The sequence below is a fragment of the Streptomyces californicus genome (assembly GCF_000717645.1).
In the GTDB taxonomy this organism is placed as follows: Bacteria; Actinomycetota; Actinomycetes; order Streptomycetales; family Streptomycetaceae; genus Streptomyces; species Streptomyces californicus.
In genome coordinates this window covers 1-14634 of record NZ_JNZZ01000039.1, presented here as the reverse complement: position 1 = coordinate 14634, position 14634 = coordinate 1, and the positions used below count along the sequence as shown (strand labels likewise).

General features: G+C 74.7%; 10 protein-coding genes and 1 pseudogene. 7 read left to right on the top strand and 4 right to left on the bottom strand.

The annotated features are described in order from the left end of the window. Positions 1 to 94 precede the first annotated feature (94 nt). From IF19_RS0132060 to IF19_RS0132040, 5 genes are read left to right on the top strand one after another with little or no spacing between them, the layout of a single operon-like run. The gene (locus tag IF19_RS0132060; protein WP_030116524.1) at positions 95 to 1972 is read left to right on the top strand and encodes an ABC transporter substrate-binding protein; all 1878 of its coding nucleotides are present in this window, start codon (positions 95 to 97) and stop codon (positions 1970 to 1972) included. Between the two features lie 3 nt (positions 1973 to 1975). After that, positions 1976 to 3067, top strand: a complete 1092-nt coding sequence (locus tag IF19_RS0132055; protein ID WP_030116523.1) for an ABC transporter permease — start codon at positions 1976 to 1978, stop codon at positions 3065 to 3067. Then, positions 3064 to 4041 carry an ABC transporter permease gene (locus IF19_RS0132050; protein ID WP_030116522.1) on the top strand — a complete coding sequence of 326 codons (978 nt, stop codon included), beginning with the start codon at positions 3064 to 3066 and terminating at the stop codon, positions 4039 to 4041. Before IF19_RS0132055 ends, IF19_RS0132050 begins: the two co-directional genes overlap by 4 nt. Continuing rightward, the gene (locus IF19_RS0132045; RefSeq protein WP_030277902.1) at positions 4038 to 5126 is read left to right on the top strand and encodes an ABC transporter ATP-binding protein; all 1089 of its coding nucleotides are present in this window, start codon (positions 4038 to 4040) and stop codon (positions 5124 to 5126) included. Before IF19_RS0132050 ends, IF19_RS0132045 begins: the two co-directional genes overlap by 4 nt. Further along, positions 5123 to 6199 carry an oligopeptide/dipeptide ABC transporter ATP-binding protein gene (locus tag IF19_RS0132040; protein WP_030116519.1) on the top strand — a complete coding sequence of 359 codons (1077 nt, stop codon included), beginning with the start codon at positions 5123 to 5125 and terminating at the stop codon, positions 6197 to 6199. Before IF19_RS0132045 ends, IF19_RS0132040 begins: the two co-directional genes overlap by 4 nt. A gap of 54 nt (positions 6200 to 6253) precedes the next feature. On the opposite strand, the pseudogene IF19_RS1000000138860 reads toward IF19_RS0132040, so the two are convergent. Next, positions 6254 to 6352, bottom strand: a pseudogene (locus IF19_RS1000000138860) (dihydrofolate reductase family protein); the annotation flags it as partial. Between the two features lie 101 nt (positions 6353 to 6453). Here IF19_RS1000000138860 and IF19_RS0132030 point away from each other — a divergent pair. Further along, positions 6454 to 7089 carry an ArsR/SmtB family transcription factor gene (locus IF19_RS0132030; RefSeq protein ID WP_030277904.1) on the top strand — a complete coding sequence of 212 codons (636 nt, stop codon included), beginning with the start codon at positions 6454 to 6456 and terminating at the stop codon, positions 7087 to 7089. After that, positions 7086 to 8414, top strand: a complete 1329-nt coding sequence (locus IF19_RS0132025) for an MFS transporter (RefSeq protein WP_030116517.1) — start codon at positions 7086 to 7088, stop codon at positions 8412 to 8414. The genes IF19_RS0132030 and IF19_RS0132025 overlap by 4 nt, the downstream gene beginning before the upstream one ends. Positions 8415 to 8447: 33 nt before the next feature. Here the strand turns inward: IF19_RS0132025 and IF19_RS0132020 are convergent, their stop codons facing one another. The 3 genes from IF19_RS0132020 to IF19_RS01000000135165 all read right to left on the bottom strand — a co-directional run bounded on the left by IF19_RS0132020 (position 8448) and on the right by IF19_RS01000000135165 (position 14250). After that, positions 8448 to 9578: an XdhC family protein gene (locus IF19_RS0132020; RefSeq protein WP_030277906.1), complete on the bottom strand. Its 1131-nt coding sequence runs from the start codon at positions 9576 to 9578 to the stop codon at positions 8448 to 8450. 49 nt (positions 9579 to 9627) lie between these two features. After that, on the bottom strand, positions 9628 to 10584 hold the full coding sequence (locus IF19_RS0132015) for a bifunctional riboflavin kinase/FAD synthetase (RefSeq protein ID WP_030119652.1): 957 nt from the start codon (positions 10582 to 10584) through the stop codon (positions 9628 to 9630). 144 nt (positions 10585 to 10728) lie between these two features. Beyond that, entirely contained in the window at positions 10729 to 14250 is a 3522-nt protein-coding gene (locus IF19_RS01000000135165; protein WP_078581025.1) for a trypsin-like peptidase domain-containing protein, read from the bottom strand. Between the last annotated feature and the right edge of the window lie 384 nt (positions 14251 to 14634).

The window sequence follows — 14634 nt, the reverse complement described above, 5'->3', positions numbered from 1 at the left end:
CCTCGACCCCCGCTGGTAGACCTTCGCTTCACCAAATGGCGAACCAGAGATCAACCCGCCTTCTCCAGCGAGTGATGACGCGAGGTCCCCGTCCATGGTCACAAGAGTTCCCCACCGCTCCCTCCGGCCACGCCGGCGCCTGCGCCTCCTGCTGGCCTCCGGCGCGGCCGCCCTGGCGCTCGCCGCCGGGTCCGTCGTCCCGGGCAATCCGCTCGCGCCCGCCCCTACCGAGGCCCGGGCCGACGACGGAACGACGACGCTCACGGTCGCCGTCGCGCAGAGCGTCGACTCGCTCAGCCCCTTCCTCGCGCAGCGGCTGGTCAGCACGAGCATCCACCGGCTCATGTACGACTACCTGACCAACTACGACGCCAAGGACAACAAGGCGATCCCGGGTCTGGCCACCGCGTGGGAGCCCTCCGCGGACAAGCTGACGTGGACGTACACGATCCGGTCGGACTCGACATGGTCCGACGGGCGGCAGGCCACCGCCGAGGACGCGGCCTGGACGTTCAACACGATGATGACCGACGAGGGCGCCGCGACCTCCAACGGCAGCTTCGTCGGCAACTTCGAGGAGGTGACCGCTCCCAGCAAGGACAAGCTGGTCATCAAGCTCAAGAAACCGCAGGCCACGATGACCGCGCTCGACGTGCCGATCGTGCCAAAGCACATCTGGGAGAAGGCCGGCGACTTCTCGAAGTTCAACAACGACAAGGACTTCCCCATCGTGGGGAACGGTCCGTTCATCCTGACGGACTACAAGGTCGACAGCTACGTGAAGCTCAAGGCCAACAAGGACTTCTGGCGCGGCTCGCCCAAGTTCGACGAGCTGGTCTTCCGCTACTACAAGGACCAGGACGCGGCCGTGGCCGCCCTGCGCAAGGGTGAGGTCTCCTTCGTCGCGGGCAGCCCCAGCCTGACGCCCGCGCAGTCAGCCTCGCTGGAGAACGCCCCCGACATCAAGGTGAACGACGCCCCGGGCCGCCGCTTCTTCGCGCTCGCCGTCAACCCCGGGGCCCGCACCAAGGACGGGCAGAAGTTCGGCGACGGGCACCCGGCGCTGCTCGACCAGAAGGTGCGGCACGCCCTGTTCATGGCGGTCGACCGCAAGACCATCATCGACAAGGTCTTCCAGGGCCACGCCGTCGAGGGCGAGGGCTACATCCCGCCGCGCTTCGGGGACTACTTCTGGAAGCCCTCGGACGGCCAGAAGCTCGCCCACGACCCGGCGAAGGCGTCGGCCCTGCTGGACGAGGCCGGGTACCGGAAGAACAGCGCGGGCAAGCGCGTCGGCAAGGACGGCAAGCCGCTCGACTTCCGCATCCTCTGCCACGCCACCGACCCCAACGACAAGGCGATCGGCAAGTACCTCCAGGAATGGTGGGGCGACCAGGGCATCGGGCTGAAGGTCGACTGCCTCGACAACGTTTCCGACCCCTGGTACGCCGGTGAGTACGACCTCGCCTTCGACGGCTGGTCCGTCAACCCGGACCCCGACTTCGTCCTCTCCATCCACACCTGCGCCGCCCTGCCGGCCAAGGCGAAGGAGACGGCGGCGACCGACAACTTCATCTGCGACAAGCGGTACGACGAGCTCTACAAGAAGCAACTGGCGGAGTACGACCCCGCCAAGCGGGCGGATCTGGTCAAGCAACTGGAGTCGCGGCTGTACGACACCGGGTACATGAACGTCATGGCGTACCCGAATGCCGTCGAGGCGTACCGCACCGACCACATCGCGTCCATCACCACCATGCCGTCGGCCGCGGGCAACATCTACGGCCAGGACGGCTACTGGAGCTGGTGGTCGGCGGTCCCGGCCGCCGGGGCCTCCTCGTCCGGTTCCTCCGACTCCGGCTCCTCCTCCACCGGGGTGCTCGTCGGGATCGGGATCGCCGTCGTCGTCCTCGCCGGTGGCGGACTCCTGTTCGCCATGCGTCGCCGCTCCACCGCGGAAGACCGTGAATAGCCCATGAGCTCAGAAAGCACCCCCGCCCTGGTGAAGGGCGCGGCGGGCGTGGAGAGCGCCGCATCCGGCGGTCCGGCTCCGGCCGGGCCGTCGGCCCGCTCCCCGCGCTCGCGCTCCGCCGCCGGATACGCCCGCTACGCGGCGGGCAAGCTCGCCGGGGCGGCCGTCTCCCTCTTCGCCGTCCTCGTCACCAGCTTCTTCCTCTTCCGGCTGATCCCCGGCGACCCGGTCAAGCAGATGACCGGCGGCCGTCAGGTGTCGACCGAGCAGATCGCGGCGATGCGCCGTGAGTTCGGGCTCGACCTGCCGCTGTGGCAGCAGTTCACGCAGTACTGCGGCAAGGCGCTGACCGGCGACTTCGGTACGTCGTACCAGTTCCGCGCCCCGGTCGTCGACAAGATCGCCGAGGCGCTGCCGGCCACTCTGCTGCTGACCGGCACCGCCTTCGTGATCTACACCCTGCTCGGCATCTGGCTGGGCGCCCGCTCCGCCTGGCGTAACGGTTCTGCCGGTGACCGGGCCAACACCGCGCTCGCGCTGACGCTGTACTCGGTGCCCTCGTTCTGGCTCGGTCTGCTGCTCATCATCACCCTGTCGGTGGGCGTCGGCCCGATCCCGGGGCTCTTCCCGACCGGCGGCATGGAGTCCGGGGACACCGCGGGCTTCGACCGGGTGCTGGACATCGCCCACCACATGGTGCTGCCCGTCGTCACGCTGGTCGCCGTGGAGTACGCGCGCACGCTGCTGGTGATGCGCTCGTCGCTGCTGGACGAGATGGGCGGCGACTATCTGACGACGGCCCGCGCCAAGGGGCTGCGCGACGACCTGGTCCGCCGTAAGCACGCCGTGCCGAACGCGATGCTGCCGACCGTGACGCTGCTCTTCGTGAACCTCGGCACGACGGTGGCCGGGGCCATCCTGGTGGAGACGGTCTTCTCCTGGCCGGGCCTCGGCGGCCTGTTCTACCAGGCGCTGAGCGTGCCCGACCTGCCGTTGGTGCAGGCGCTGTTCTTCGTGTTCGCCTCCGCGGTGATCCTGATGAACACCCTCGCCGATGTGATCTATCCGCTCCTCGATCCCCGGGTGGGCCGATGACGACGTCGATGGAGAAGCCCTCCGAACCGCGCGAGCCGGAGCTGGGCAAGCCGTCCGGCGGTCCCGGGAAGGCGGCCCCCGCCCCGAGCCCTCGCGCGCTGACCCGGGCCCGGCGGCGGCAGGCCGTGGTCCGCTTCTGGCAGCAGTACCGCACACACCGGGCCGGTCTCGTCGGCCTCGCCGTGCTCGCGGTGATCGCCCTGCTGGCGCTGACCGCCCCGCTGCTGGTGGGGGCCGGTTCGCAGAGCGTGACCGACGCGCCGGGCGGCCCGATGGAGGCGCCCAGCGGCGAGTTCCCGCTCGGCACCGACCAGTTCGGGCGCAGTCTGCTCGCCCTGATGCTGTGGGGCACCCGGGTCTCGCTGACCGTGGGACTGCTCGCGGCCTTCCTGTCCGTGGCCATCGGCACGCTGGTCGGGATCACCGCCGGGCACTTCAAGGGCTGGTACGCCACCGTCGTCATGCGGGTGACGGACTGGTTCCTGGTGATGCCGACCCTGGTGCTGGCGATCGCGCTGGCCACGGTCCTGTCCCGGTCGGTCTGGACGACGATCCTGGCGATCGGCGTGACGACCTGGCCGACCACCGCCCGCCTGGTCCGCGCCCAGACGCTGTCCGTCGAGTCGCGCCCGTACATCGAACGCTCCCGGGCGCTCGGGGGCGGGCACGGGCACATCATGTCCCGCCACGTCCTGCCCAACGTGATGCCGCTGGTGCTCGCGCAGACCACGCTCGTGATCTCCACCGCCATCCTCACCGAGGCGACCCTCGCCTTCCTCGGGCTCAGCGATCCCACGATCGTCTCCTGGGGCGGGCTGCTCCAGGACGCCCGGGAGGCCGGCGCGGTCAGCTCCGGCAACTGGTGGTACCTCGCCCCGCCCGGACTCGCCATCGCGGTGGTCGCCCTCGCGTTCACGCTCTGCGGCCGCGCCATCGAGTCCGTGCTCAACCCCAAGCTGGGGGTGTCCCGTTGACCGCCACGACCACGACCGGCACACCGGACCCGCATCCGTCCGGAGCGCTCGGAGCGACCCGGCCGACCGGCGAACCGCCGCTGCTGGAGGTACGGGACCTGACCGTCACCTACGGCGGCGGGGCCGGCGCCGTCCCCGCCGTACGGGGGGTCGACCTGCGGGTCGAGGCCGGGCAGAAGCTCGGCATCGCCGGGGAGTCCGGCTGCGGGAAGTCGACGCTGGCCCTCGCGCTGCTGCGGCTGCTGCCCGCGACGGCGAAGCTGTCCGGCGAGATCCTGCTCGACGGCGAGGACGTCCTGACCATGAAGTGGGGACGGCTGCGGGCGGTCCGCTGGGCGGGGGCGTCGATCGTCTTCCAGGGCGCGATGCACTCCCTGAACGCGGTGCACCGGGTCGGCGACCAGATCGCCGAACCGATTCTGCTGCACAGCCGGGCCACCCCGGCGGCCGCCCGGCGGCGCGCCGGCGAGCTGCTGGAACAGGTGGGGCTGCCCGCCGCCCGCGCGCAGGCGTATCCGCACGAGCTGTCGGGCGGTCAGCGGCAGCGCGTGATGATCGCGATGGCGCTGGCCTGCGATCCGCGGCTGATCGTCGCGGACGAGCCGACGACCGCGCTGGACGTGATGATCCAGGCGCAGATCCTGCGGCTGATCGAGCAGTTGGTCGCCGACCAGAACGTCGGCCTGATCATGATCAGCCACGATCTCGCGGTGCTCGCGGACACCTGCGACCGGCTCGCGGTGATGTACGCGGGCCGGGTCGTCGAGGAGGGCCCGGCGCGGCGGGTGTACGCGGACGCCCGCCACCCATACGGCAGGGCGCTCTCCGCCGCGTTCCCGAGGATCGGGGACCCCGCCTCCCGGCACGCCCCGCGCGGTCTGCCTGGCGATCCGCCGGACCCGGCGGCCCTGCCGGGCGGCTGCACCTTCCATCCGCGCTGTCCGGTGGCGCTCGACCGGTGCGCCACCGAGGACCAGGAGCTGCGGGCCGCCGGGCCGGAGCGCCGGGCGGCGTGCGTACGGGTGGACGAGGCGCCCGAGGGCCCGGCCCCGTGGCGGGCCGACGACACGAGGAGCACCGCATGAGCACCACCCCTCCGGTCGGCGCGGCCTCTCCCCCCGGCCCGCCCCGGTCCGCCGCCGCGCCGCTGCTCAGCGCGCAGACGCTGAAGGTCGCGTTCCCCGGCCGGCGCGGGGCGGCGACCGCCCGCGCGGTGGACGGCGTGGACCTCGACATCCGGCCCGGCGAGATCGTGGCGCTGGTCGGCGAGTCGGGCTGCGGCAAGACGACGCTGGCCCGGTCGCTGCTCGGCCTGGTCCCGCCCTCATCCGGCCGGGTCACCTTCGGCGGTGAGCCGCTGGACTACGGGGGCCGGGCGCTGAAGGCGTACCGCAAACGGGTCCAGCTCGTCCTCCAGGACCCGAGCGGCTCGCTGAACCCCCGGCACACGGTGTACGAGGCGGTGGCGGAGGGGCTGCGCATCCACGGGTACGCCGGGGACGAGCGGGCGGCCGTCTCCGACGCCCTGTCACGGGCCGGGCTGCGTCCGCCGGAACGGTTCTTCCTGCGCTACCCGCACGAGTTGTCGGGCGGACAGCGTCAGCGCGTGGTGATCGCCGGGGCGCTGGTGCTGGAGCCGGAGCTGATCGTGGCGGACGAGCCGGTGGCGTCGCTGGACGCGTCGGTACGGGGCGAGATCCTGGCCCTGCTGCTGCGGCTGCGGGACGAGCTGGGGCTCTCGGCGCTGGTGGTCACCCATGATCTGGGGCTGGCCTGGAACATCGCGGACCGGGTGGCGGTCATGTACCTGGGCCGGATCGTCGAGACGGGCCCGGTCGAGCAGTTGCTGACGGCCCCTCGCCACCCGTACACCCGGGCCCTGCTGTCCGTCCTTCCCGAGGCGGAGGGCGAGCCGGTGGTGCTGGCCGGGGAGCCGCCGGACCCCTCCAACGTCCCGTCCGGCTGCCGTTTCCACGTCCGCTGCCAGATCCTGGCCTCGGGCGAGGCGGAGCGGGCGGGGGTGGCGGAGGCGTGCCGGACGGTGGACCTGCCGGTGCTGCACGGGGGCGCGGAGACGCAGGTGGCGTGCCACTGGGCGGCGGCGTGCGGCGGGGAAAACGGAGGCGGGGACGGGACCGCCGACGTGCCGACGCTCTGAGCACGCCCCTCCCCGGGCCGCCGGCTCATCTGCGGCCCGGGGAGGGTGCTGCTTTCAGCGGGTCCGGTAGCGGGCGTGGACCAGCCCAATGGCGATGGCGCGCTCCTCGACCGGTTCGAGATCGAGGCGCACGCCGTCGGGGAAGAACCGCTTGCGCGCCCGTCGTTCCATCGGCCCACCGGCAGCATCGACTACGAAGAGTTCTTTGCGAAGAAACCTTTGCGAAGAACTCTTCGCAATCTAGTGTGTGCCCCATGACCGACACGACACCCCACCCTTCCGACGACCCCTCGCAGGACGAGGGATCGGTCGTCCTGGACGCCAAAGGGCTCCGCGCCATGGCGCATCCCGTCCGTGTCCAGGTGATCGGGCTGCTGCGGAAGCACGGCCCGTCCACGGCCACCCGGCTCGCGGAGCAGTTGGGGGTGAACTCCGGAACAGCCAGCTACCACCTGCGCCAGCTCGGGGCGGCCGGCTTCGTGGAGGAGGACACGGAACGCGGCAACGCCCGTGAACGGTGGTGGCGCTCCGTGTACCGGTCGACCTGGTTCAACGACCCGGAGCTGGCCGAGCGGGAGCCCGCGGCCGCCCTCGCCTACCAGCAGTCCGTCGCCTCCATCTACGCGCTGCGCGCCCAGCAGACGCTCAACGGACTCCAGACGATGCCCCGCGCCTGGCGGGACCGGTTCGACCTGAGCGACTGGGTGCTGCGGCTCACGCCCGAGGAGACGGCCGAGCTCTACCGGGAACTGGCGGACGTCCTCGGCCGCTACCGGCGCGACACCCCGGAGAACGCGGCGACCGCCCCGGCGGGCGCCGAGCGGGTCGGCGTCATCACCCACATCCTGCCCGAGCCGAACACGCCCGCGACGGAAGCGGAGGCGCCGTGAGCGCCGGCGGCCCGGCCGGCGCCGGCGTGATACCCGCCGAACGGTCGTTACGGCCGCTGGCCGGAGTTCTGGCGGCCATCGCCGCGTCCGTGACCGGCACCCGGATCTCCCTGATCGCCCTGCCCTGGTTCGTCCTGGTCACCACGGGCAGCGCGACCCTGACCGGGCTGGTCGCCTTCTGCGAGATGGCGCCGTACGTCCTGGTCAAGGCGTTGGCCGGGCCGCTGGTGGACCGTACGGGCCCGCGGACCGTCTCCTGGACCACGGATCTGGCGAGCGCCGCCTCCGCCGCGGCGATCCCCGTGCTGCACACCCTGGACCTGCTCTCCTTCCCGATCCTGCTGGGCCTGGTCGCGGCGATCGGGGCCGCTCGCGGTCCGGGCGACCTGGCGAAGGAGGTCATGGTCCCGGAGGCCGCCGAGCGCGCCGGCACCCCCCTGGAGCGGGCCATGGGCCTGTCCGGGGTCATCGAACGCCTCGCCTCCACCATCGGCCCGGCGGCGGGCGGCGCCTTGGTGGCGCTGCTCGGCCCCATGACGGGCCTGATCGTGAACGCGGGCTGCTTCGTGCTCGGTTCGCTGATCGTCGCCATCGCGCTGCCGCGCGGCACGGGGCGTCCGGTCGTCGACTCCTCGGCGCCCGCCGACGCCCGGGAGCCGGGCTACTGGCGGCGGTTCGGCGAGGGCCTCACCTTCCTGCGCCGCGATCCGCTGCTGCTCACCGTCATCGTCATGGTCGGGATCACCAACCTGCTGGACGCGGCGATATCCACGCTGCTGGTCCCCGTCTGGGCCGGGGCGTCCGGCCACGGCCCGGCGGCGATCGGCCTGATCAGCACCACGATGGGGGCCGCCGCGGTGGGCGGGAGCCTCATCGCCTCGATGGCCGCGCACCGGATCCCCCGGCGGCTCGTGGTCCTCGGCGGATTCCTGCTGGCCGGCGCGCCCAGGTTCCTGGTCCTCGCGCTGGACGCCCCCCTGGGCGCGGTGCTGGCCGTCTTCGCCGTCAGCGGGTTCGGGGCGGGGTTCATCAACCCCGTGCTGGGCGCCGTCCTCGTCGAGCGCGTACCGCGCGGAATGCTGGGCCGGGTCAACGCCCTCGGGGACTCGCTGGCCTGGTCCGGCATCCCGCTCGGCGGGCTGCTCGCCGGGGCGGCGGTGACGGCCACCGGGCTGACGCCGGTGCTGCTCGTCTGCGGGGCCGCGTACCTGCTCACCACGACCCTGTCCGGACTGCGGCCGGAGTGGCGGGAGATGGACCGCTCCCGCGAGGACGGCGCACCGCGGGAGGCCGCTGCTCAGGACGGTGCGCGGGCGGCACCCTGACCAGCGTGGGCCGGCCGGCGGAGGCCGCACCGGTCAGCGCGGCGGGGCGGGCCCGCCGGGGTGGTGGATCGCCCCCGTCAGCTCCCCCAGCGGCCGTCCCGTACCGCCCCAGCGGTGCTGGATGATCTCGGCCGCGATGGAGACCGCCGTCTCCTCCGGCGTACGGGCTCCGAGGTCGAGGCCCACGGGTGAGGCCAGGCGGGCGAGCCCCGCCTCGTCCACGCCGGCCGCGCGCAGCCGGGCGAGCCGGTCGTGGTGGGTGCGGCGGCTGCCCATCACCCCGATGTACGCGGCGGGCGTGCGCAGCGCGGCGACGAGCAGCGGCACATCGAACCTCGGGTCGTGGGTGAGGACGCAGATCGCGGTGCGGGCGTCCACCTCGGTGGACTCCAGGTAGGTGTGCGGCCAGGCGCGGACCACCTCGTCGGCCGTGGGGAAGCGCTCCCGGGTGGCGAAGGCGGGGCGGGCGTCGCAGACGGTGACCCGGTAGCCGAGGAACGCGCCGATCCGGGCGGTGGCGGCCGCGTGGTCGATCGCGCCGAAGACGAGCATGCGGGGCGGCGGGGCGTACGTCCGGACGAAGACGGCCACCTCCTGCATCCGGCGCTGCCCCAACGCCCCGTACCGCTGGACGCCGGTGCGTCCCTGGGCCAGCAGGCCGCGGGCGTCGTCGGTGACGGCCGCGTCGAGCCCCTCGGAGCCGAGCGTCCCGGTGGTGGGCCCGGCGCCGGCGGGGCGGACGACCAGCCGGGCCCCGGTCTCCGCCGCGCCGGACAGGACGGTGGCCTCGGCGACGGGCCGGCCGGCGGCGATCAGCTCCAGCAGGGCCGCGAGTCCGTCGCGCTCGGCCCCGGTCGCGTACGCGCGCACCAGCACCTCGATCGTGCCGCCGCACGTCAGTCCGGCGCCGAACGCCTCGTCGTCGCTGATCCCGTACGCGACCACGCGCGGAGGCGCCCCGGCGAGCACCTCGCGGGCCGCCTCGTACAGATCACTTTCCACACAGCCGCCGGAGACACTGCCGAGCACGGCGCCCGCCGCGTCGACGGCCATGACCGCGCCCGGGTCGCGGGGCGCGCTGCCGTGCACCGCGACGACGGTCGCCAGGGCGAAGGGGACGCCGTCGGCGCACCGGGCACGGAGGTCGGGCAGGATGTCGCGCACCCTGTCAGCATCCGCCGTCCCCGGTCGCGGCGCACGGGGAGACGGGGCGTCAGTGGGTCCGGGCGTAGGCGGCGGTCAGCTCGCCGCAGCGCTTCACGTCGGCGGCCATCGCGACGACCAGGTCGTCGATCGTGTCGAACTTCAGCATGCCGCGCACGTACGCGAGGAAGTCGACGGCCACGTGCAGCCCGTACAGGTCGAGGTCGACGCGGTCGATCGCGTACGCCTCCACAGTGCGCTCGACCGCGTCGAACTGCGGGTTCGTGCCGACCGAGATCGCGGCGGGCATCGACTCGCCGTCGACCTCCAGCCAGCCGGCGTAGACGCCGTCGGCCGGGATCGCGGTGTGCGGCAGGGTCTCGACGTTGGCCGTGGGGTAGCCCAGCTCGCGGCCGCGCTGCGCGCCGCGCACGACGATGCCCTCGACCCGGTGCGGGCGGCCCAGGATCTCGGCGGCCCCGGTGACGTCGCCCTCGGCGATCAGCCGGCGGGTCAGCGTGGAGGAGAACGGCAGTCCGCCGCCCGCCTCCCCGGTGACGTACAGGTCGATGACCTCGACGGTGTAGTCGTAGGCGGCGCCCAGCTCGGCCAGCAGTTCGACGTTGCCGGCGGCCTTGTGCCCGAAGCGGAAGTTGGGGCCCTCGATGACGGCCTTCGCGTGGAGGCGGTCGACGAGGACCTTCGCGATGAAGTCGGCGGGCGCCAGCTTGGAGAACTCCGCGGTGAACGGCAGGACCAGCACGGCGTCCACGCCCAGCTCCGCCATCAGCTCGGCGCGCCGGTGGTGCGGGGCGAGCAGCGGCGGGTGGCTGCCGGGGCGGACGACCTCGCTGGGGTGCGGGTCGAAGGTGACGACGACGGACGGGACGCCCAGCTCACGGGCGCGCTCGACGGCGCGGCCGATGATCAGCTGGTGTCCGCGGTGCACACCGTCGTAGGAGCCGATGGTGACGACGCTGCGTCCCCAGTCCTGGGGGATGTCCTCCAAGCCACGCCAGCGCTGCACTGAGACCGCTCCTCGCCCGAACCTGTGTACGTGTCTTTAGTCGATTGCGCAGGTCTAAGACTGCCATGCTCCCGTCCCGCCGCCTGCATCGGCATCGGCATCCGCGGACGTGATGTCTCCGATGCGGCCGGGGCGTCCGGCGGATCAGGACCGGACGGGCCGCGGCACGGATCCGGTCAGGGTCGGCCGGGGACACCCCAGGGCCCGCCGGGTGTCCGGGCCGAGGACCGCGGCCCACTCCTCGGGGGCCTCGGTCAGCCATCGGGTGAGGAGGCCGGCGAATCCGGGCACGTCACGGGCGCTGTCGACCAGCACCCGGTCGAAGCGGGCGGCTCCCTCGGGGGTGCGGACGAGGAGCATGCCGGTGCGGTGGACGAGGGCGCGCGTACGGATCTCGGGGCGGCACTCCGATCCCTCGGCGGCGGCCCGCAGCAGGGCCTCCAGCACGTCCGGGTCGCGTCCGGTGGTCTGCTCGAACTCCAGCAGGACCTCCAGCAGCTCGGCGCGCAGGGGGCGCGAGTCGGTGCTCCCGGGGCCGGCGAGGACCCGGGCCAGCGCGGCCCGGACCGGCGGCGGCGCGGGGCGGTCCCGCAGCAGCCCGGTCACCAGGGGCAGCAGCAGGGCGCGGGCGGCGGGCCCGTGTTCGAGGCGGAGGTCGACGTACTCGGCGGCGTGCGTGCCGTCGTCCGGGTGGGCGTCGATGTACTCCCGTACGAGCCCGGCGACGTGCAGCGCGAGTGCGGGCGTGTCGAGACCGGCGAGGGCCCGCAGCACCGACGCCCCGCCGTCGCCGGGGCGGGCGAGCCGGGCGCGGAGGGCGGCGAGGACGGGCTCCGGGTGGGCCGGGAACACCTCGGCGAGGAGTTCGAGGGGGACCCGGGTGTCGCCGGTGGCGAAGGCGCGGAGGGTGTCCGGGAGGTGGCGGCCCCGGGACTTGGGGTCGCGGACGAGGACGGCGCGGGCGGACGCGTGCAGCTCGGCGTCCTCGGGGCGGTCCAGGACGGTCTCGGCGGCGGAGCGCAGCAGGGCCCGGTCGCCCTCGGCGGTGACGCGCTGCTGGAGGAGGCCCGCGTACCGGGCGGCGGCGGCGCGGCGGGCCGGTCGGTCCTCGTCGCGGGCCCAGCGCTCGACGGCGCGGCAGAGCGCGGTGGGCTCGTCGTCCGCGAGGGCGGCGAGCAGCTCCCCGGCGCGCTGGTGCGGGGTGGCGATCAGCGCGTCGGCCAGGGCGTCGGGGGCGAGACCGCGGCGGGCGTACAGGAGGGCCTGCGCGGCGGCGGCGACGGTGGGCCGCCGCGGCGCGTCCGGCGCGGCGGGTCCCCCGAGCAGCGGGCGCTCGTCGGTGAACCAGCGGCACAGCAGCGGCTGTACGGCGGGGGCGTCGAGGGCCAGGCGGTGGGCGACGGCGTCCAGGTACCGTACGTCGCCGTCGGCGCGGGGCAGTCCGTCGGCGGGCACGAGGCGGCGGAGCAGATCGATCCGGTCCTCCTCGGGCAGCCGCAGCCGCCGCCAGAACGAGGGGCCGAACTCCGCGTACGCCCCGGGGTCCCCGGCTCCCCCGGGGGCGGCGGAGCGGCGGGTGATGCGGCCGGCGAGGACCCGCAGGACACCCAGGTACGGGCGGGCGTCGGCGACCCGGAGGAGGCTGCCGCCCAGCAGATGGGCGGCCCACCAGGCGGCGTCCTCGTCGCGCGGGCCCTCGTCGGGCCAGAGCCGGTCCAGCGCCTCGATGAGGTCGGCCATCCGGTGGGCGAGGGCGGCCGAGCCCTGGCGGCGGCCGAGGAGCACCATCGCCTGGATGACCGGTCCGATGCGGTGCCGGGGCACGGGCAGGCTGCGGGGCTCGTCCGGGCCGTGGGGGTGCGGGGCCCGGTCGCGCTCCTCGCTCCCCCGGTGCCAGCGGTGCACCAGGGAGCGCAGGGCCGCGTCCAGGTCGAGGTGGGCGCCCTGCACCCAGTCGCCCAGCTCCTCGTGGGCGAACCGGTAGCCGGCCCCGGCGGGGACGAGCAGTCCCTCGGTCAGCACGGCGGACGCCCAGCCGGTGCGCCAGGGGAAGATCTCCTCGAACGCCTCCCGGTCCAGCTCGCCCTGGCCGGGGCCCAGGCAGCGGCGGGCCGCCTCGTGGACCTGGCCCGAGACCCGGGCGGCGAGCCGGCGCACATCGGCGCCCCGCGGCTGTTCGTCGGCGGCTGCCGCGATGCGGACGGCGGCGCGTACGCAGAGCAGGTCGAGGTGGGCGCCGAACACGTCCTCGGTGTCGGGGCGGCCCGGTACGTCCGGCGGCAGGGCGGCGCGGACCTCGGCGAGGAGGCGCAGGGTGAGCGGATGCCGGTCGTGGCCGGGGGCGAGGGCGGCGGCCGGGATGCCGTACGCCTCCTTGGCCCGCTCCGCCTGCTCGGGGGTGAGGTCGCCCAGGCGCAGGGCGGGCGGCAGCCGGCGGGCGGGACGGCCCGGCCGGTGCGGGGCGTCCGGGGGCCAGAGGGCGCCCGCGGTCTCCCAGTGCTCGGGGCGGCAGGCGACGACGAGCCGGACGCCCCGCTCGCGCAGCCACGCGGCGGTGGCGGCCGTCCACTCGGCGAGCCGGTGGGCCAGCGGCGGCGGCATCTCCTCGGGGCCGTCCAGGACCACCAGGAGCGGCTGCCCTGCGTCGGCGGCGAGCCGGGCGACGCGCTCGGGGGTGGCCGTGTCCATGGTGCCGAGGGCGCCGCCGGCGGTGACGATCCGGCCGGAGCGCAGGAGCGCCCGCTCCGCCGCGTCCGCGATCGAGGCGTCCTCGGCCAGCAGGTCGGCGCCGCGCAGCCAGAGCGTGGGGGCGGGAGCGCCGCCGTCGGCGCGGCGGGCGGCGAGGGCGGCCAGCTCGGTGGTGCGGCCGGTGCCGGGGGCGCCGACGAGGCCGAGGACCAGGGCCGTACCGGAGGTGAACCCGGCCAGCTCGGCGTGGACGTCCTCCCGCTCGACCGGGGCGACGCGGGCCCCGGGGCCGTCCGCCGAGCCGACGGAGGTGGCGGTGAGCTGGAGGGCTCCGGCGAGGTTGAGGTGGGCACCGTAGGCGGGGGCGACGGCGGCGTTGCGCCGCAGCAGGGCGTCGAGCGTGTCGTCCGCTCCCCGGGCGATCGGCAGCGCGAGCCCGGCGGCCTGGTGCGCGGCGGTCAGGGTGGTGCACAGGACGCCGAGGACCGCGCCGGTGGCCGGGTCGGTGACGGGGCCGCCGACGGCCGCGCCCCCGGAGCGCAGGGCGTCGCGGCCGTCGGTGCCGAGCGCCAGCTCCAGGGCGTCGGGAACCGGGTGGCCGGTGCCGTCCGGGCCGGTGTACGTGGCGGGGGTGGCGCCGAGCACCCGGGCCTCGCGCCGTCCGTGGGCGGCGATGTCGACGTAGCCGCCGGGTTCGGGACGCTCGCGCCCGGCGATGGGCAGGGGCTCGGCGGCGAGGGTGTCGGGGCCGCCGGTGCGGAGCAGGGCGAGGCCGAGTGCGGGCAGGGCGGTGATGTCATCGGGGGCGACGGAGCAGGTACGGCCGCCGGTGCCGTGGAGGAGGAGCGGGCCCGGGGAGGTGACGGCCTGGTGAGCGGTGACGACGGTGCCGCGGTCGTCCGCGACGAATCCCGTCCCGCGCGGCCGGCCGGCCTGATCACAGATGCTCACCAGTTTCGACCGGTCCCCACTGCCCATGGTGCGACGGTAGGCCGCCGGTGATCGCCCGGAGCGCGCGGGCGGGGAAAGCGCCCCCCGCGCCCCCGCCGTTCACTCCGAGCGCCCGTCCGTTGGGGTGAATAAGCGTGTCCCCCGGGGAGCAGGAATGGTGCCGGGGAGGGGAACGTGGAGCGGGCACCGGGTGGGGGCGAGGGTGCCCGCTCCACGCAGGGGCGGGAAGACACGACGGCGGTACGGAACCGGGGCCTGGCACGCGGCCCGGGGTGCCGTCGCCGGGGGGCGGGAATCGCGAAGGCCGGGGTGCCGGCGGGCCCAGGCCGGGGGGCCGGGCACAGGCCGGGGGGCGGCCGGGCACAGGCCGGGGCGGGAATCGCGGAGACCGGGGGCCGGGTGCTGCGGGGC

Bases quoted from the DNA above. Each gene is read 5' to 3' on its own strand.
- IF19_RS0132060 (WP_030116524.1), top strand. From the start codon at position 95: ATGGTCACAAGAGTTCCCCACCGCTCCCTCCGGCCACGCCGGCGCCTG.
- IF19_RS0132040 (WP_030116519.1), top strand. From the start codon at position 5,123: ATGAGCACCACCCCTCCGGTCGGCGCGGCCTCTCCCCCCGGCCCGCCC.
- IF19_RS0132055 (WP_030116523.1), top strand. From the start codon at position 1,976: ATGAGCTCAGAAAGCACCCCCGCCCTGGTGAAGGGCGCGGCGGGCGTG.
- IF19_RS0132030 (WP_030277904.1), top strand. From the start codon at position 6,454: ATGACCGACACGACACCCCACCCTTCCGACGACCCCTCGCAGGACGAG.
- IF19_RS01000000135165 (WP_078581025.1), bottom strand. From the start codon at position 14,250: ATGGGCAGTGGGGACCGGTCGAAACTGGTGAGCATCTGTGATCAGGCC.
- IF19_RS0132050 (WP_030116522.1), top strand. From the start codon at position 3,064: ATGACGACGTCGATGGAGAAGCCCTCCGAACCGCGCGAGCCGGAGCTG.